Genomic DNA, 18,553 nt, shown 5'->3' with positions numbered 1-18,553 from the left:
GATCATCTCCGCACCCGCGTTGGTTACGTCCGGTTAGCGCTTCCGGTAGATGTCGGCGACCCAGGCCTGTTTGCAGAATCGGTCCTGGGCGGCGGGCGGGTCCACGCCCGCGTCCGTCAGAGCCTGATTGGTCTTCTCGGCTTGCCCCGGGGGAACGTCGTCGTAGTTGAAGGAACACAGCGTGTTTCCGTTGGTGTACCAGGTGCGGGCGGGATCGGGGGGATCCGGCCAGTCCGCTGCCTGTACGAAGAGCGATCCGAGTCCCAGGACCTTGTCGTTGACGAACCGGTAGAGGGAAACCCTGCCCGATCCGGCCCCGGTGCTGGCGTAGAACGCGGTGAAGTGTTCATCGGTAGTCCGGAAGTCCGGATAGCCGATCACCTGTCCCGCTTGGGCGAACTTCCCCGAATCCTTGTTGGCCCGCCACACATTCAGGACATCACCATCGGAGCCGACGGTGTCCACCACGATCAGCTCGTCGCGGCCGTCGCGATCCAGGTCGGCGAGGAGCGGGGGAGTTCGTTCCGGTTTGTTGACGGGAACGGTAAAGGTCTGTCGCTCAGTTCCGTTGGGCTCGTAGACCTTGACGGTGATCGGTGGCGTACCCAGCACCTCGAATGTCAGCTTCGCCGAATCCTTGGACCGCAGCACGCAGTCCAGCGCCGGGTCTGGGTCGGGTTCGATGGCCTGTGGCTTGATCGACGAGCACAGCGGTAGAGCGTCGAGCCGACTCGGCGCCGAGCTCGTCGGTGTTCCGGAGTGGTGGATGCCGCCATGTGTGCATGCCGCGAGCGTCAATCCTGCGCCGAGAAGTATGGTGGCGTGCCACTTTGTCATGCGCACCTCACCGCGTGCCCTGCCGGTACAGCGTTGGTACCCACGGCTGCAGGCAGAAATGTTCCGCGGCTGTGGCCGGGTCGACACCGGCTGCGCGTAACGCATCCATCCGTGCCCCCAGCGCTCCGGGTGGGTCATCGGACACGTTCATCGCACATTTGACGTTGGCGTTCAGGCGCCACTTCGGATCGTCGAGAGGCTTGTTGTCGACGCGTCTTTCGGTATCCAGCAGCGCCAGCACCTCCAGCTTGTTGTCGACGAACCGGAACAGCGCTGCCACTCCGGCGTCGGCGCCGTTGCGCGAGAAGATTCCGATGAATCGATCGGACGTCAGCCAGAATCGCGGGACGCCGAAAATCGTTCCGGTCATGTCGAATTGATCGGAGTTGGGCCGCGAGCGCCACACATCCATGAGATCGCCCGCCGGGTCGCCGGTTGCCCTGACCACCAGCAGCTCCTCGCGCTTGTCCTGATCCAGGTCCTGCAGGAAGGGCACGCGCTGCTGGAAGATCGAATTGGGGACGCGAATGGATTGCAGCTGTGCACCACTGCCGTTGAACACGCGGATGGTTCCCGTGGGAGTGCCCAGCACCTCGAAGATCACCCCGCTGCCGTCCGAGGTGCGAATTGTGCAATCCAGCGCCGGATCCGGTTGTGGAATTCCGGGTTGGGCCGCGACGGTGTCGCAGGCCGGCAGCCCGGCCAATCGTCCGGCGTTCTGATCGGCGGGCGGCGGCGCATGCTTGGCGTTGGCGATGGTGGTGGCCATCAGCTGATCCAGCAGGCCCGCGTCGGCCGGATCGGTGCCTTCCACCTCGAACACCACCGAGCGCACCCTGGCGAGCAGCACGCGTTGTCCGCGCACCCCCGACGACTGTTTATCGGCGGAGGTGTCATCAAGGTCGGTGCTGGCGCTGGTGTAGACGTAGGTCTGCACTCCGTCGACGATCGGTCCGGGCGCGAAGGTGTCGGTGACGTGCCGATTACGCACCTCCGGCTTGGCGAATGTCGGAAACGCCCTGTCGTACTGGCCGCATTTCTTGATCCAGTCGGTGGTCAATGCGAATACGTCGGTGTTTTCGCGTTCACGATTCACCGTGACGACGATGCGGCCACCGGCTGGATCTGTTTCGTGCAGCGTCGATGCCGCGTAGTAGAGGTTCCAGTCCGAGCCGTCCGGTGTCCTCGAGAAGGATTTACCGAACGGTGTGTAGAGGCATTCGGGCGGGCGGGTTTCACCGTCCGTCTGGCCATGCATGCCCAGCCCGGAGCCGTCATCGGCGGCGATATCCGGCGCGCGAGTGTCCCCTTGTCCAGGAAAGTCCGCGGCCACGGGCAGTAGACCGGCAAGCTCGGCATTGTTCCGCCCACCCAGATCGGTGTGGTTGGGGTGAAACTTGCCGCGATACTCGGGAAACAAACCCGGATAGCTGCGGGCGGGGGCGGCCGTCGTCGATGACGTCGATTGCGATGAGGTCAGTTCGCGTGACCCGGACGTATCGATACACCCCGATACCGTGGTGACCGCGAGTACCGCAGCGACCTGAGCCAACAGCTTCTTGGCCGTTGTCTTCTGTACACGTGTCATCGTTGCCCCTCCGCCAGCGAATGGTTCAGACCCTACGCGCCGAGCAGAACAGCAGCACGGATTTGTAGCCGCGAGCGTTGCCGCATTCGTCGGTACGCTCAAGGCATGTTCGCCTTCACCACGCCCACGGACGTCAACGACCTGCTGGCCAAGGTCGACACCGCACGTCACCGGGGAGTACCCCGGGACTGCATCCTGGAACTCGATCTGCTCGAGGTGCCGCCGGAAACCGCCAGCTTCGATCCGCTGGGCCTGGTCTTCTCCGGAGCGAGCAGGCCGCTGTCGCTGCGGCACACCATTGCCGCCATCCACCGTGCGATCGACGATCCGCGGGTGGCCGGCCTCATCGCCCGGGTGCAGATCCCGCCCGCCGCTGCCGGAGCCGTCCAAGAGCTGCGGGCCGCCATCGAGGCGTTCAGCGCGGTCAAGCCGAGCGTGGCGTGGTCCGAAACCTACCCGGGCACCCTGGCCTACTACTTGGCGTCGGCCTTCGGCGAGGTGTGGATGCAACCGTCCGGCACCGTGGGACTCATCGGATTCGCGGCCAGCGGAACCTTCCTGCGCGGTGCTCTCGACAAGGCCGGGGTTGAGGCGCAGTTCCTCACGCGCGGTCAGTACAAATCAGCGGCCAACCTGTTCACCGAGGACGGCTACACCGAGGCGCAGCGGGAAGCCGACGGGCGGCTGTTGGAAAGCCTGTCCGAACAGGTTCGCGACGGTGTCGCCGCATCGCGCAAGCTCGACCCGGCAGAGGTGGACGCCCTGGCAGACCGGGCGCCGCTGCGGCGCACCGATGCGGTGACCGCAGGCCTGGTCGACCGCATCGGATATCGCGATGAGGCGTATGCGCGCATCGGTGAATTGACCGGTGTGCACGCCGATAAGGAACCCCCGCTGCTGTATCTGGCGCGCTACGCCCGGGCCACCCGGCCACAGGTGCCGAGCCTGCCCGCACTGCCCGGGCGGCCGTCGCGGCCGACCATCGGCGTGGTCACCCTGGCGGGACCGATCGTGAGTGGCCGCAGCGGGCCCCGGCTCTTTCCGCCCGGACCGGCCAGCGGAGGTGACGTGATCGCCGAGGCGCTGCGCGACGCGGTCGCCGACGATTCGGTGGCCGCCATCGTGTTGCGTGTGGACAGCCCCGGCGGCTCGGTCAACGGCTCGGAAACCATTTGGCGAGAAGTGATCCGGGCGCGTGAGGCGGGCAAGCCAGTGGTGGCGTCCATGGGTGCGGTCGCCGGATCCGGCGGTTACTACGTGGCCATGGGTGCCGACGCGATCCTCGCCAACCCGGGCACCATCACCGGATCCATCGGGGTGATCACCGGAAAGTTCATCACCCGTGGGCTCAAGGAGAAGCTCGGGGTCGCCTCGGACACCTTGCGCACCAACGCCAACGCTGATGCGTGGTCGAGTAACGAACCGTTCACCGACGAGCAGCGCGATCTCGTCGAGGCCGAGATCGACATGCATTACGAAGATTTCGTGCAGCGGGTCGCCGACGGGCGAAACCTCAGTGTTGACGCCGTGAAAGCGGTTGCGCAGGGCCGAATCTGGTCGGGCAGGGATGCGCTGGCGCATGGCCTGGTCGATGAACTCGGCGGGTTCCGCGAGGCGGTGGCCAAGGCCAAGAAGCTCGCGGACATAGATCCCGACGACGATGTGCGGATCGCGAGCTTCCCGAGTTCACCGCTGACGGCGATGCTGCGGCAGCGGACGTCCTCGCAGCCCGCCGCCGCGGCCGTCACCGATGCGGTGCTCGGGCGGGTGGCGCAATTGGCCTTGGAAACGGTGCAGCGTGCCCAGCGATCCATTGGCGGCGCCCAGACCATGATGTTGGGCGACTACCGCTTCTAGTCGCACCGCACGAGCATGTTTCGCCGGGATGGGGGCTGACACCGACTAACGTGTCGAGTGCAGCTGCCGGCGGAAGGGCGTGGTGTGAACACCGAACTGACCGTATTTCAGAGACGTGTGCTCGCTGTCCTCACCGCGGTGGGTATCGCGGTGGGTATCTATTTTCTGCGCGGCTATTTCATCCTGATCGTGGTCGCCGGGGTGGCCGCGTATCTGTTCACGCCGGTGTACCGGCGCCTGGGCCGGCGATTCGGCTCGGGTGTGGCCGCGACCCTGACGCTGCTGTGCGCGCTGGGATCGGTGGTGGTCCCGGTCGGTGCGCTGGTTTACGTTGCGACCGTACAGATCACCCGCATGGTCGACAGTGTCTCCAACTGGGTGGACGACACCGATATGACCGCACTCGGGCAACGGGCGTTCGCGGTGGTCAACGACGTCCTGGCCCGGATCCCATTCGTGCACGTGCAGTTGACCCCGGACAGCCTGCGGCAGTCGATCGCATCGCTGGCGGAGAACGTCGGGCAAGGGGTGCTGCAGGTGCTGCAGAGCGCGGTCGGCAGCGTCGCGTCGGCGGTCGCGGCGTGCATCATCTTCCTGTACGTGTTCGTCTCACTCCTGGTCAAGCAGGACAAGGTGCTCAACCTGCTGCGGCAGCTCAATCCGCTGGGGGAGGAGATCACCGACCTGTACCTCGACAAGATCGGTGCCATGGTGCGCGGAACGGTCAAGGGGCAGTTTGTGATTGCGATGGCGCAGGGTGTCGCCGGTGCTGCGTCGATTTATGTCGCCGGGTTCCGGCAGGGTTTCTTCTTCTTCGCGATACTGCTGACCGCATTGTCGATTATCCCGCTCGGGGGCGGCATCGTGACGATTCCGTTCGGTATCGGCATGATCCTCTTCGGCCACCCGGTCGGCGGGCTGTTCGTCATCGCCTGGCACCTGCTGGTGGTCTCCAACATCGACAATGTGCTGCGCCCCTTCCTGGTACCGCGTGGAGCACGTCTGGATCCCGCCCTGATGCTGCTGGCGGTCTTCTCGGGTATCGCGGCCTTCGGCTTCTGGGGAATCATGCTGGGCCCGGTGCTGATGATCGTCATCGTGACCACGATCGACGTGTATCTGGCCGTCTATAAAGGGGTTCCGTTTGAGAGCTCCGATACCGACGAACCCGAGGCGCCGAGGCGGGCCTGGTGGACATGGTTGCGTTCGCGGGTGGCGAGCTAGCCCAGCGTCGCGTCGACGTACACGATGTTCGGGAATATGGTGCGCAGCAATGGGTTCGGCGGCTCCAGGTTGAGCCGTGCGTACAGTGCCTCGTTCTCCTCGGTGACCACCGACCATCCGTGTTCGGCCAGCCAGTCCGCCGCCATTTGACGTTCTTCGGCGTAGACGAGCGATTCCATATCCAGATCCAGTGTGTCTCCGGCAAATTGACGAGTCAGCTCGCGTGCCTTGGAAAAATCGGCGGTCTCCAGGCCGGGCACCTGCTCACACACGAGGCGGCTACCCGGCGCACTGAGCTCGGTGATCGACGCGAACAACCGATCCTGTGCCTCCGGCGGTAGGTAGATCAGCAGTCCCTCGGCAGACCACACCGTCGGCTGCCCGGGATCGAAGCCGGCCGCCTTCAAGGCCGATGGCCAGTCGTCGCGCAGGTCGATCGCTACAGTCCGGCGCTCGGCGCTGGGCGATGCTCCTAGTGCTGCCAGGTTGTCGGTCTTGAACGCGATCACATCTGGCTGATCGAGCTCGTACACCGTGGTGCCCGCCGGCCAATTCAGGCGGTAGGCCCGGGTGTCGAGTCCGGACGCCAAGATGACGGCCTGGCGCACTCCGGCCGCCGTGGCGGACTCGAAGGCGGTGTCGTAATACCAGGTGCGACTTGCCATTCCGTTGGCCATGCCGTCCACGGTGATGCCCAGCTGCACCAAACCGGCCATCTGCTCGGGGTCGAAATCACCCGAGGCCAGCTTGGCGAAGTACTCGATGCCGACGGCGCGCACCAGCGGCTCCGCGTAGGGATCGTTGATCAGCGCATTGGGTACGCGACTGGCCAGCGCTCGTTGGGCTGCCACCATCGTCGCCGTCGCCCCGACGCTCGAGGCCAGATCCCAGCTGTCGTCATCGGTCCGCGTCATCGAGGCTCCTTAGGGGTTGTCGGGGTGCCCCGACCATAGTGCGCCGCGCTCCGGGATTGCGCACCCCCGGGCCCGTGGCCTGCGCAAATTCGGTTGCGTGCGACCCGGATCGAGGTGTTTGCTGTTCCGGCACAGTGGGCGGCCGAGAGATCAGGAGGTGAACGTGGCCGATACAGCGGTGCGGCCACACGCGGCCGCGGCACCGGGCAGCGTGATGAAGCTGCACCGGCATTCCGTGCTGCTCGACGGAAGGTCCTACACGATCATCACGCTGCGCGCCGAGGCCGATGTGCGCTTCTCCACCAACCGGTTTCATGAAACTTGGCACGTGTTATCCGATGAGCCCGGCGCCAAGATGCTGGCACGGCTGCTGTGGGGTCTGGCCTATCAGCGGCAACCCGGCACGCTGGTGCTCATCGACCGTGCGCATCTCGATCTGAATCCGTTCGATGCCGAGCCCGCGGACCCGATTGTGCTGCTGCCGTCACATCTGACCGTGCTCACCCGGCAGGCGGCCCGGGCATTGCGTCGGCGTCCGCCGAGTACGCCCGACGGAACCGTGCGCTGGCGCACCCATGGACTCGACAGCAGGGCCGCTGAGTTCCGGGCGTGGCGGCAGCTGCCCGCGGGGCAACGGGAGTACCCGTACACGCCGGCATCGGCCGGGTGGGAGAGCGTCGAACGAATCGGCGGAGTGCTGGTGCTGGCGGGCGGGCCGCAGACATTGCGGCAGTGGGCCACCTATGCCGAACTGATGCGCATTACGGAGCCGTGGCACACGGACTATGAGTACCTGGCCGACCGCGACGGTGAGATTCAGATCTTCCTGAACTATCGCCGTGAGGTCGCCATCGCGAAACAGGCACGAGCCGACGTTCTGTCGGCGCCGTATCCGGCCGATATCGAGCAACTGCGAGAACGCATTTGGCAGCGAGCCGCGCAGATTCGGTCTCGCTACACGGGAAATACCGGTGAACGTTCGGTGACCAGCCCCGAATCACGGACGCGCGGTGGTAATTTCGGCCGGTGAATGCCATGAGGTGGATTGCTGCCGTCGTATTGTCCGTTGCGGCATGCAATGTGGGTACTCCCGCCGCGTCCGCGGCGCCGGGATGCCGCCAGCTGGACCCCACCTTGCCCTGGTACGGCGAGGTCAGGGAACGGCTACAGGCCGCGATCGACGCCAACAGCACGTGCACCGGGACCTGGAAGCGCCCCACCAAGGCGATCGCGCTCTTCGACTGGGACAACACCGAAGTCAAGAACGACATCTCCGATGCGACCCTGGCCTGGATGCTGCGGCACGACAAGATCCGCCAACCGGGAGACTGGCACTCCACCAGCCGTCACATCACCGAGGTGGCGGCCACCGCGCTGCGTGAGGCATGTGGCACCGCAACCCCCGCCGGCCGGCCGCTGCCCACCTCGACCAACGCGGCATGCGCCGACGAGATCCTGGCGATCCGCGAAGGCAAGACCCATGACGAACAGGAAGCCTTCACCGGATACAACCAGCGCTGGAGCAATGGCGCGTACGTGTGGACGGTCGCGCTGACGGCCGGCTACACCGCCGACGAGGTCGCGCAATTCGCGCAGGCGGCCAAGCGCGAGAACCTGGATGCGCCGATCGGAGCCACTCAGACCATCGGTACCACCACCGTGCCGGGGTATGTGCGGGTCTATCCGCAGATCAAGGACCTCATTGCCACCTTGCAGGCCCATGGCGTCAGTACCTGGGTGATCTCGGCGTCCTCGGAGGTGGTGGCCAAGGTGTGGTCACCGGAAATCGGGATTCCGACAAATCAGGTGATCGGAGTGCGCAGCGTCTATGACGCCAACGGAAGGCAGACGCCGCACGTCAAGGGCTGCGGCGGACAACCCGATGGTGCCGACACGGTGATCACCTACGTCGACGGCAAACGCTGCTGGGCCAACCAGGTGGTCTTCGGTGTGCAGGGCCCCGCCGCCTTCGAGCCCTACGACGTCAACAAACGGCAGATTCTTGCCGCCGGGGACTCGACCACCGACGTCACCTTCGTCGACGATGCCACCGCTGCCCACCTCGTCATCAACCGGAACAAGACCGAACTCATGTGCCGGGCCTATGACAACGCCGACGGCAAATGGTTGATCAATCCGATGTTCATCGACCCCTATCCGCAGCGTATGGAGCCGTACCTGTGCGCGACAGACGGCCGGACCAACCCGGATGGCAGTACGGGCCCGCTGCTGCGTACCGATGGCACCGTCATCCCCGACCAGAAGGACACCGTCTTCTCCACCGGTATGTAGCGAACTGTTAGTCTCGTATCCGGCCCGGGCGCGCCCTGACGGCCGCCGAAACGGTTACCCAACGCTGGGATCACCAGCTGATTCATCTAGCAGATCACATGGCGAGCTGCAGGATGCGCAGGAGGATGTGTGCTTTCCGCTTTTGTCTCTGCTCTCAGGACAGCTGACCTGAGGCGGAAGATCCTCTTCACGATCGGGATCGTGATCATTTATCGGCTGGGTGCGACCCTGCCGTCTCCCGGCGTGAACTACGCCAACGTCAAGTACTGCGTCGAACAGGTCAGCAGTGGCGACTCGGCGCAGATCTACTCGCTGATCAACCTCTTCTCGGGTGGCGCGCTGCTGCAGCTGTCGGTTTTCGCGGTCGGCGTCATGCCGTACATCACCGCCAGCATCATCGTTCAGCTGCTCACCGTGGTCATTCCCCGGTTCGAGCAGCTGCGCAAGGAAGGCCAGTCCGGCCAGGCGAAGATGACGCAGTACACCCGCTACCTGTCGGTCGCGCTGGCGCTGCTGCAGTCCACCTCGATCGTCGCGCTCGGTGCCAGCGGAAACCTGCTGCAGGGCTGTGACCGCAAGGACGAGATCGTCTCGGACCAGTCGATCTTCTCGCTGAGCGTGATGGTTCTGGTGATGACCGCCGGATCCACCCTGGTCATGTGGCTCGGTGAGATGGTCACCGAACGCGGAGTCGGCAACGGTATGTCGCTGCTGATCTTCGCCGGCATCGCGGCCCGGATCCCTGCTGAGGGCAAGACCATCCTCGACAGCCGCGGTGGTGTCACCTTCGCCGCCGTCTGTGTGGCTGCGCTGCTCATCGTGGTCGGTGTGGTGTTCGTCGAACAGGGCCAGCGCCGCATTCCCGTCCAGTACGCCAAGCGCATGGTCGGTCGGCGCATGTACGGCGGTACCTCTACCTACTTGCCGCTGAAGGTCAACCAGGCCGGTGTTATCCCGGTCATCTTCGCCTCCTCGCTGCTGTACATCCCGGGTCTGATCACTCAGCTCGTGCGCAGCGGTGGGAAGGACAAGACCGGCTGGTGGGATCGATTCGTCAGCACCTACCTGACCGATCCCAGCAACTACTGGTACATCGCGATCTACTTCACGCTGATCGTGTTCTTCACGTTCTTCTACGTGTCGATCACCTTCAACCCCGACGAGCGTGCCGACGAGATGAACAAGTTCGGTGGCTTCATCCCCGGTATTCGCCCCGGCCGTGCGACCGCTGACTACCTGCGCTACGTGCTCAACCGCATCACGTGGCCGGGCTCGATCTACCTCGGTGTCATCGCGATCTTGCCGAACCTATTCCTGCAGATCGGGAACTCCGGTGGTATGCAGAACCTGCCGTTTGGTGGAACTGCGGTACTGATCATGATCGGCGTCGGCCTCGATACCGTGAAGCAGATCGAAAGCCAGTTGATGCAGCGTAACTACGAAGGGTTCCTGAAGTGAGAGTGGTGTTACTCGGCCCGCCCGGGGCAGGCAAAGGCACGCAGGCGCAACTGATTTCGGAGAAGTTCGGCATTCCGCAGATCTCCACCGGAGACCTTTTCCGGTCGAACATCAGCGAAGGCACCGAGCTGGGAATCCAGGCCAAGCAGTACCTGGACGCCGGCGACTTGGTGCCCAGCGAGGTCACCAACAAGATGGTCGAAGCGCGCCTCGACGAGGCCGACGCCGCCGACGGCTTCATCCTCGACGGGTTCCCGCGCACCGTGGATCAGGCTGATGCGCTAGCCGCGATGGAAGAGGCTCGCGGGGTCAAGATCGACGCCGTGCTGGAGTTCCGGGTGCCGGTGGAAGAGCTGGTGCAGCGGCTGCTGGGCCGCGGCCGCGCCGACGACACCGAGGACATCATCCGCAACCGGCTCAACGTGTACCGCGCCGAGACCGCACCGCTGCTGGAGTACTATCAGAGCGTGCTGCAGACCATCGATGCCGTCGGCACCGTGGACGAAGTCTTCGCGCGGACATCGCAGGCTCTGGGCCGGTAGCGGCGAGTCAGCAGTGGGTCGTTAGTGGGTCTCTTCGGCCGCAAGAAGACGGTGGAGCAGCGCACCGCCGGAGAACTCGATGCCATGGCCGCCGCGGGCGCCATCGTGGGCGCCGCATTGGTCGCCGTCCGTGACGCCGCGAAGCCGGGCATTTCGACGCTGGAGCTGGATCAGGTGGCCGAGTCGGTGATCCGGGACGCCGGCGCGGTGCCGTCGTTCCTGGGCTATCACGGTTTCCCGGCCTCGATCTGCTCCTCGGTCAATGATCAGGTGGTCCACGGAATACCTTCGGCGACAGCGGTCTTGGCCGACGGTGACCTGGTCTCCATCGACTGTGGCGCGATCCTGGACGGATGGCACGGGGATTCCGCGTGGACCTTTGCGGTGGGCACGGTCATCCCCGTCGACGAGGCGCTGTCGGAAGCCACCCGCCTGTCCATGGAGGCCGGTATCGCGGCGATGATTCCGGGAAACCGGCTCACCGACGTGTCCCATGCGATCGAGCTGGGCACCCGGGCGGCCGAGAAGCAGTTCGACCGGGCATTCGGAATCGTGGATGGCTACGGCGGCCACGGTATCGGTCGCTCGATGCATCTTGACCCGTTCCTGCCCAATGAGGGAGCCCCCGGCAAGGGGCCACTCCTCGCGGTGGGGTCGGTGCTCGCCATTGAACCGATGCTCACGCTGGGCACCACTCAGACCCGGGTGCTGGCCGACGATTGGACCGTGGTCACCACTGACGGATCGCGGGCCGCGCACTGGGAGCACACGGTGGCCGTCACCGAGGACGGCCCCCGCATCCTGACGCTGCGCCCGTAGCTACTTGCCCTTGATGGACGCCGTGCGCTCCGTGCTGAAGACGGCCACGCAGGCGATCGAGTGGTCACCCTGCGCCCACGAACGTTTGGTCGGGTAGAGGTAGGTGATCTCGACCCCGTCGTCCTCGAATGCGCTGGGGGAGTAGCTTTCCAGCGCGGTGCTGCAGCCCTCATTACCCTTCTCGTCCAGTACGGACTGTGGGGGCACGGAGCTCCCGGACAGCGGCAGCAGTGCGTACACCTCTGCCTTGTGCGGCTGCGCACACGGAATCGCCTTGGTCGTCGTGTAGAAGTCTTTGTCGCCCAGATCGGCCACGCAGTCGCCTACGCGCAATTGGGTGACATCCATATCGCCGGACTGGGTGACGTGTCCGGAATCGTCACGCTTGGGCTTGTCGTTGATGCCCGCCGCGATCACGACAATCGACGCGATCACCCACAGGGAGCCGAGCGCGATGCCCGCGATGGCCAACCCGCGGCCGTTCTGACCGGTTCGCTTGATCTGGTTCAGGCCCAGGATGCCGAAGATGATGCCCAGGATTCCGCCGAGGCAGGGGATGATGCCGAAGATCAGCGCCGTGATGGCAAATCCATTGGTGCTCCGTGCACTTTCCACGGGGGGATAGGTGCCCGCCCCGGGATAACCGTAGGGCGCCGATGGGTATCCCGGAGGTGGCGGTGGGTACCCACCCGCCGGGTTCGCCGGGGGATAGGGCGGATAAGGCTCGACACCCGCAGGCCCTGCCGGGCCAACGGGCGGATATCCACCCGTTGGGGGTGGCCCGACCGGCGGGTACCCGGGGCCTGTCGGAGTCGGATACGGCGGAAACTCCGGTGGCCCGGGATCCGAGGGCGGCGGCCCCGAAGGCGGTTGCGTCATGTACGGACTTTAGCAAACACGCGGTGGCGTGGGAAGATTCGCCGATCAGCCGGAAAGGTTCGCCAGGAAGGCCTGCACCTCGGATGCGACAGGAAGCAGACCTGACTCCTGGGCATCGATTAATGATGGTGCAGCACTGTCCTTTTCGGAGACAACTAGCGAAAGCTCGGTGCCGTCGGGTCGGCTGGTCGGCCATTGGATCGCGATCGTGGGATCCAGCGGATTGATGCCATGTTCGCGGCCCGGGGCATACCCGGCGGAGCACAGGTAGACCACCGTCGAGGCGTCCTCGAGGGCGAGGAACCCGTGGCCGACACCCTCGGGCACGTAGACCGCCCGGCGGTCTCGAGGGTCCAGCAGCACAGCGTCCCACGCGCCGAATGTCGGTGAACCAACACGGATATCGACCACTACGTCATATACGGAACCGGTCAGGCAGGTGACGTACTTGGCTTGCCCGGGTGGCACGTCGGCGAAGTGGATCCCGCGCAGCGAACCGGCCGCCGATACCGAGCAGTTGGCCTGCTGTAGATCGAACGGGTGGCCGATGGCCTCGGCAAGCGCTGCGCCCTTGAACAATTCGAGGAACACCCCACGGCTGTCGTGATGCTGTACCGGAGTGATCTCGAAGGCGCCGGGCACCGATAACTCACGAATCTGCACGTCACTGCCCCTGTTTCGCGTAGCGGGCTTCCACACCATCCTTGATGGGACGCCACCAATCCTCGTTGTCCTGATACCACGAGATTGTCTCGGCCAGCCCGCTGGTGAAGTCGAGATGTTTTGGCTTCCAGCCCAATTCATCTCGCAGCGGGGTGGGATCAATGGCGTAACGCAGGTCGTGGCCCGCGCGGTCGGTGACGTGATCGAAGTCGTCCGGCGACTTGCCCATGAGTTCCAGAATGGTGCGCAACACCGACAGGTTGTCCCGTTCTCCGTCAGCCCCGATGAGATAGGTGCGTCCGATGGCGCCGTCCTCGATGATGCGCCACACCGCACTGTTGTGGTCATCGACGTGGATCCAGTCCCGGACGTTCGCCCCGGCCCCGTATAGGCGCGGACGGCGGCCCGTCAGGATGTTGGTGATCTGCCGTGGAATGAACTTCTCCACATGCTGATACGGCCCGTAGTTGTTGGAACAGTTGGAGATCGTCGCGCGTACCCCAAACGATCTCATCCAGGCGCGCACCAGCAGATCCGCCGAGGCCTTGGTCGCCGAGTACGGGCTCGACGGGTTGTATGGAGTGGTGTCGGTGAACCGATTCGGGTCATCGAGCTCGAGATCGCCGAACACCTCGTCGGTGGAGATGTGGTGCAGCCGCACATCATGGCGGCGCACTGCTTCCAGCAGTGTGTAGGTGCCAATGATGTTGCTGTGCAAGAACGGCGACGGGTCCGCGAGCGAGTTGTCGTTGTGCGTCTCTGCGGCGAAATGCACCACCACATCGTGCGCGGAGACCAGCCGATCCACTGTCTCGGCATCGCAGATATCGCCCTGTACCAGCTCGACCGACGCGGTGACCGGAGTCAACGACTCACGGGTACCGGCGTAAGTCAGCGCGTCGAGAACGGTCACCGAGACATCGGGGCGCTCACGGACGGTCGCATGTACGAAGTTGGCTCCGATGAAACCGGCGCCGCCGGTCACCAAGATTCGCATGCACTAACCCTAGTGGGGGATTACCGAAGCGTGTCCGCCAACGAGGTCAATGTGTCGACCAACCCCTTATCGCCCAGGACCTGAATGAGTACCTGGTTCGCGCCGGCGTCGAGGTGTTCGTGCAATCGTGCGGCGATTTCCTCGGCCGTTCCATGCGCCACCACGGCGTCGATGAAGGCGTCACTTCCCGGCGAGGTGACGTCCTCGTCGCTGAAACCAAGTCTCTTCCAGTTGTTTACGTAGTTGCTCAACTGAAGATAGAAGTCGACGGTGCGGCGGCCGATCTCGCGTGCGCTCTGGGCGTCGGTGCTGAGCACCACCTTGTGCTCGGGAATGAGCAGTGCGTCCGGGCCGATGATCTGCCGGGCTTCTCGGGTGTGCTCGGGCGTCGTCAGATAGGGGTGTGCGCCCGCGGTGCGATCGGCCGAGAGCTTGAGCACCTTGGGGCCGAGCGCGGCCAATGCCCGGCGCTGCTTGGGTACGCCCGCGGCATCCAGCCCGTCGAGGTACTCGACAAGGGCGTCGTACGGCTTGCGGTACTCGGCCGAGGCCTCCGGATGCCCGGCACCCACTCCCAGGAGGAACCGCCCCGGATAGGCGGCCTCGATCCGGTGGAACGAAGCCGCTATCTCGTCGACGGGAGAGGTCCAGATGTTCACGATGCCGCTGGCGACCGTGAGATTCTCGGTCGCCTCCAGCAGCGGCTCCACGTACGCGAGATCCGAGGTGAACACACCCCCGATCCACACCGATCCGTAGCCGAGATCCTCGATGGCCTTGGCCTGCTCCGGGGTGACCGGGCCGCCCTTCCATATCCCGTACTTGGTGAGGTTCGATTCGCCCATGCTGCGTCCCAACTTCGCAGGAGGTGTCGCTATTCCTCCACCGATTCTTCCGGATGCGCCGCGGGTGCGGGGGCAGCGGACGTGGATTCCTTGGCCTGCTGTGTGCGGTTCAAAAGCTCCGGCACATCGATACCCGAAACCTTGAGGCTTTCAATCACTTTGGCCACTGCCTGCGGACTCACCCCGAAAAGAGTGCCCAGCGCGTCCTGGGCGTCACCGGAGCCCCCGATGATGGACAGCCTTTCAATCTCGCCGATCGGTTTCGACGCGGCCTCCGTCGCCTGCACCACCGACGCGAGGATGTCCGGCAGGGTCAACAGCCGGGCGGCCTCTGGCGTGTAGGCGTTGAGTGCGGCGGCGACCTCCTTCTTACCGTCGGCTTCGGCCAACAGCTTGGCCTTGACGCCGTCGGCCTCAGCGATCAGCTTGGCCTTCGTGCCGTCGGCTTCGGCGATCAGCTTGGCCTTGGTGCCGTCGGCGGCCGCCTGCTGTTCGATGCGGTAGGCGTCCGCGGCCGCCTTGCGGGCGTCGGCTTCGGCGGAACCCTTCTGCCGCTCGGCCTCGGCATCGGCCTGCGCCTTCAGAATCGCGGCCTGCCGGCTACCTTCGGCGATCGCGATATCGGCCTGACGACGTGCCTCGGCCGGGGCGATGACATCGGCTTGCAACGCGGCCTGGGCCTGCTCGGTACGACGCTGCTCCACCTCGGTGCGGGCCTGCACACGCGCGGCTTCCGCCTGCTCGCGGGCGATACCGACATCCTTTTCGGCGCGGGCCTGGGCGAGCGGACCGGCCTGGTCCGCCTGAGCGTTCTCCGCCTCCGTCTGCGCGCGCAGACGGGCCAGCTCCACATCGCGCTTCTGGGTCGCGGTGGCGATGGCGGTATCGGCTTCGGCCTGTGCGATGGCACCCGCCTGGCGGGCCTGCGCGGATTGGATCTGCGCGTCCCGTTCGGCTTCGGCGGTGCCGACCGTCGCATCGCGGCGGACCTCGGCGATCCGGCGCTGGCCGAGCGATTCCAGGTACCCGTTGCGGTCGGAGATGCCCGCGATCTTCAGGACGTCGACCTCCATGCCGATGCGGGCGAGGTCACCGCCTGCCTCCTCGACGACGCTGCGTGCCAGCGAGTCACGGTTGGAGTTCAGGTCCTCGACGGTCATGGTGGCAGTGATGCCGCGCAGGCTACCGGCCAGGATCTCGTTGATCTGGCGCTGCAACTCCGAGAGGTCGGAGGTCAGGAAGCGTTGCACCGCGGTCTGCACTGCCTCGTCGTTGGAACCGATGCGCACCAGCCCGACGGCCTCGACGTTAACGGGAACACCGTTGTTGGACAACGCATTCTGCAGGTTGATGTTCACGTTGAATGGTTCGAGTGACATGATGTCCACCCGCTCGATGCCGGGCATCTTGAACCGCGCGCCACCGCGCACCACCTTGGGCTGGCCACGGCCCGTGAACACCGCGACCTCATTCGGCGGCACCTTGACGTAGTTGCGCACGTAGACCAACGGCAGCGCCACGAAGAGCACCAGCGCCGCGATGGCGATGATGACGATGATCAGAAGTGAGCTCATGCGGGGTCCTTAGAGGTTTGGTTTGGAATGCCAACGACGTGCAGGTATTCGTGGTCCACGTCAGCGATGTAGACCGCGGCGTTCTTGGCCAGTCCGTCGGGTTCGTCGGTGATCGCGCGCGAGTGCACCCGGTTGCCATCGGCATCGGTGAACGCGACTTCGCCCCAGCCGCCGCCGGATGGCACCTCCAGGGTGATGGTGCCGAGCCGTCCGATATAGGACGCGCGCCCCGAATGCGAGTTCGCCTGCTGGCGCCGCAGGTACGTCAAGAAAAGTTGCAGGATCGACACCAGCGCAACCGCGCACACGGCTGCAATGATTGCTGTCGGCAGCGTTGCGATGCCCAGAGCCGAGCCGATGAATCCACCGGCGCCCGCGCCGGTCAGGGCGGCGGAAACCGAGGTCAGGCTCAGAAACGGCATCCCGTCGCCATGGCCGATGTCGGTAAGCAGCAGAGCCGAGAGCACGGCGATTCCACCGACCGCGAAGGCCGCCAGATATCCGACTGTCAGACCGTCCACTCGACCCCCTCCCCGTTGCCGACGGCGATGTTCGCCACTACCGATATAGGTACCACGTATCCGCCCCGCTGGCTATGTGTTGCCGGGCTGAACAGGCGCTCGCGTGCCCTGGCGCGGTACCGTCAGTGGGTGGCTCACCTCGCGGCAGTGTCGACGGACGCGCATCGGGACATCACCGATGACGCCGTCGTGATCGTCGGCGGCGGTCCCGTGGGGTTGCTGGCTGCCACGCTTTTGGCGCGCCGGGGAATTCGCGTTGTTGTGCTGGAGGCGGCCGGCTCGAAAGATCGCCAGCGCCACCGGAACTGCGCGACGTTCGTCGGACACTCGACATTGCGGCGATACGACCGGGTGGCACCCGAGTTGGGTGCCCGTCTGCGCCAGTCCGCGCTCGCGGTCCATGGTGTCCAGACCTTCTACCAGGGCCGCCCGGTGTTCGTCATGTCCTCGTATGCCCCCTCGCGGATACCCGGTCCGTGGAACCCCGCGGCATGGGGAATGAGCTTGTCGCAGCGCACCATTGAAGAAGAGAGCCTGGCCGAGGCGCTGAATTTGGGCGTGGAGTACCACTGCGGGATTGCTGTCACCGACATCAGCACCGACCACACCGGCGCTCGGTTGACGCTTTCCAGCGGCGATCGGCTGCGCGCGAGCTACGTCATTGCCGCCGACGGTTCTAGGTCGGCCATTCGGCAGGCACTGGGCATCGGTATGTCCGAGCGCCCGCCGTCGCCCCCTTCCGCGGTGATCGACGTCGAACCGCACCCTGACGGTGTCACGCTCGATCTGCCGGTGCAGATCCAGTACCACCATCCCGATCTGGGCGGACGTCACGCCATCCGGCTGCCCTACCCGGACGGTCTGCGCCTTGATGTTCAGTTCCTGCCCCACGATGAGGCCACGCCGTCGACCGAACTGGTGCGTTCCTGGGTCACGGCGCTCACCGGTGATATCTGGTACGCCGACCACATCAGGTCGGTCGAGGTGCATCAGACCGTGCAGGGCGTGGCCAGCAGCTACACCGACGTGAACCGTCGGGTGCTGCTCGCGGGTGAGGCCGCCCATCAGTTCGCCCCGCTGGGGGGTCGCAGTCTCAACTCGGGCGTGGCCGACGCTGCCGCGGCCGCCGAGGCCATCGCGGAGGCGCTGGGGGAGCCCAGCGATCTCGCCGCCGCCTGGCTGGCGATCAACCGCAGCGCTCGCGAGCGGCGGCGCTCGGGTGTGCGTAACCGGATACTGTCCGTGCGGGCGCAGCGAGTCCTGGATGGTTCGGACGTATCGATGCGGGCCAGGCGGACGATGGCCGCCAAATCCGCACCCCATATCTGGATCGCCGGCGCTTGGCTGACGGCGGGTCTGGTGCGACCCACGGCGATTCCGCATATCAGCAGGTCGGGAGTCACCTGGTCGTAAGACCTCCGGGCGGTTCTGACGGCCCGTTCGCCGGTTTGGTTTGGGGGCGTTACGCGGGTATCCTTGACCAACGGTGCGGCTTACGTGCCGACTGTCTGCGTGCCCTGTCCTGGATTTTCCTGTCACCGGC

The 18,553-nt window shown here is 65.2% G+C and carries 17 protein-coding genes; 8 read left to right on the top strand and 9 right to left on the bottom strand.

All coding sequences use genetic code 11. The annotated features are described in order from the left end of the window. Window positions 1–33 precede the first annotated feature (33 nt). Window positions 34–837 (bottom strand): hypothetical protein, encoded by an 804-nt coding sequence (locus RHO23_RS15455; RefSeq protein ID WP_423488040.1) that lies wholly within the window; start codon window positions 835–837, stop codon window positions 34–36. Window positions 838–844: 7 nt separating this feature from the next. After that, window positions 845–2,425 carry a sensor domain-containing protein gene (locus tag RHO23_RS15450; protein WP_423488039.1) on the bottom strand — a complete coding sequence of 527 codons (1,581 nt, stop codon included), beginning with the start codon at window positions 2,423–2,425 and terminating at the stop codon, window positions 845–847. A gap of 105 nt (window positions 2,426–2,530) precedes the next feature. Between RHO23_RS15450 and sppA the strand changes: the two genes are divergently transcribed. Continuing rightward, complete coding sequence (sppA, locus tag RHO23_RS15445) at window positions 2,531–4,282, top strand: signal peptide peptidase SppA (RefSeq protein ID WP_423488038.1); 1,752 nt, start codon at window positions 2,531–2,533, stop codon at window positions 4,280–4,282. Between the two features lie 84 nt (window positions 4,283–4,366). Next, window positions 4,367–5,506, top strand: a complete 1,140-nt coding sequence (locus RHO23_RS15440; protein WP_070915817.1) for an AI-2E family transporter — start codon at window positions 4,367–4,369, stop codon at window positions 5,504–5,506. Here the strand turns inward: RHO23_RS15440 and RHO23_RS15435 are convergent. Further along, window positions 5,503–6,420 carry a class I SAM-dependent methyltransferase gene (locus tag RHO23_RS15435; protein WP_064409488.1) on the bottom strand — a complete coding sequence of 306 codons (918 nt, stop codon included), beginning with the start codon at window positions 6,418–6,420 and terminating at the stop codon, window positions 5,503–5,505. The genes RHO23_RS15440 and RHO23_RS15435 overlap by 4 nt on opposite strands. Before the next feature lie 163 nt (window positions 6,421–6,583). Here RHO23_RS15435 and RHO23_RS15430 point away from each other — a divergent pair, with 163 nt between their 5' ends. The 5 genes from RHO23_RS15430 (at window position 6,584) to map (ending at window position 11,531) form a co-directional block, all read left to right on the top strand. After that, entirely contained in the window at window positions 6,584–7,450 is an 867-nt protein-coding gene (locus RHO23_RS15430; RefSeq protein WP_423488037.1) for a hypothetical protein, read from the top strand. A gap of 5 nt (window positions 7,451–7,455) precedes the next feature. Further along, window positions 7,456–8,712 carry a haloacid dehalogenase-like hydrolase gene (locus RHO23_RS15425; RefSeq protein WP_030096725.1) on the top strand — a complete coding sequence of 419 codons (1,257 nt, stop codon included), beginning with the start codon at window positions 7,456–7,458 and terminating at the stop codon, window positions 8,710–8,712. Between the two features lie 129 nt (window positions 8,713–8,841). Then, a complete protein-coding gene (gene secY, locus RHO23_RS15420) occupies window positions 8,842–10,170 on the top strand; it encodes a preprotein translocase subunit SecY (RefSeq protein WP_030096726.1) in 1,329 nt (442 codons plus the stop codon). Then, window positions 10,167–10,712, top strand: a complete 546-nt coding sequence (locus RHO23_RS15415) for an adenylate kinase (RefSeq protein ID WP_030096727.1) — start codon at window positions 10,167–10,169, stop codon at window positions 10,710–10,712. Before secY ends, RHO23_RS15415 begins: the two co-directional genes overlap by 4 nt. A gap of 24 nt (window positions 10,713–10,736) precedes the next feature. Further along, window positions 10,737–11,531, top strand: a complete 795-nt coding sequence (map, locus tag RHO23_RS15410) for a type I methionyl aminopeptidase (RefSeq protein ID WP_030096728.1) — start codon at window positions 10,737–10,739, stop codon at window positions 11,529–11,531. Here map and RHO23_RS15405 read toward each other — a convergent pair whose 3' ends face one another. Genes RHO23_RS15405 through RHO23_RS15380 form a run of 6 tightly spaced genes read right to left on the bottom strand, consistent with a single transcriptional unit; the run spans window position 11,532 to window position 17,010 of the window. Continuing rightward, window positions 11,532–12,410, bottom strand: a complete 879-nt coding sequence (locus RHO23_RS15405; protein WP_070941375.1) for a DUF4190 domain-containing protein — start codon at window positions 12,408–12,410, stop codon at window positions 11,532–11,534. 45 nt (window positions 12,411–12,455) lie between these two features. Then, on the bottom strand, window positions 12,456–13,073 hold the full coding sequence (locus tag RHO23_RS15400; RefSeq protein ID WP_070915354.1) for a dTDP-4-dehydrorhamnose 3,5-epimerase family protein: 618 nt from the start codon (window positions 13,071–13,073) through the stop codon (window positions 12,456–12,458). A 1-nt stretch (window position 13,074) separates the two neighbouring features. Continuing rightward, window positions 13,075–14,070, bottom strand: a complete 996-nt coding sequence (rfbB, locus tag RHO23_RS15395) for a dTDP-glucose 4,6-dehydratase (protein WP_070920850.1) — start codon at window positions 14,068–14,070, stop codon at window positions 13,075–13,077. Between the two features lie 20 nt (window positions 14,071–14,090). Further along, window positions 14,091–14,915 (bottom strand): LLM class F420-dependent oxidoreductase, encoded by an 825-nt coding sequence (locus RHO23_RS15390; RefSeq protein ID WP_064409482.1) that lies wholly within the window; start codon window positions 14,913–14,915, stop codon window positions 14,091–14,093. A gap of 29 nt (window positions 14,916–14,944) precedes the next feature. Next, a complete protein-coding gene (locus tag RHO23_RS15385; RefSeq protein WP_070920848.1) occupies window positions 14,945–16,489 on the bottom strand; it encodes a flotillin family protein in 1,545 nt (514 codons plus the stop codon). Beyond that, window positions 16,486–17,010: a hypothetical protein gene (locus RHO23_RS15380; RefSeq protein ID WP_064409481.1), complete on the bottom strand. Its 525-nt coding sequence runs from the start codon at window positions 17,008–17,010 to the stop codon at window positions 16,486–16,488. Before RHO23_RS15380 ends, RHO23_RS15385 begins: the two co-directional genes overlap by 4 nt. A 129-nt stretch (window positions 17,011–17,139) precedes the next feature. Here RHO23_RS15380 and RHO23_RS15375 point away from each other — a divergent pair, with 129 nt between their 5' ends. After that, window positions 17,140–18,423, top strand: coding sequence for an FAD-dependent oxidoreductase (locus RHO23_RS15375; RefSeq protein ID WP_070921369.1), 1,284 nt, complete (start codon window positions 17,140–17,142; stop codon window positions 18,421–18,423). Window positions 18,424–18,553 lie beyond the last annotated feature (130 nt).

The sequence above is a fragment of the Mycobacteroides sp. PCS013 genome (assembly GCF_049532645.1).
Lineage (GTDB): Bacteria > Actinomycetota > Actinomycetes > Mycobacteriales > Mycobacteriaceae > Mycobacterium > Mycobacterium gwanakae.
Note: the sequence above shows the minus strand (reverse complement) of the source record. Positions and strands in the feature narration are given on the sequence as shown.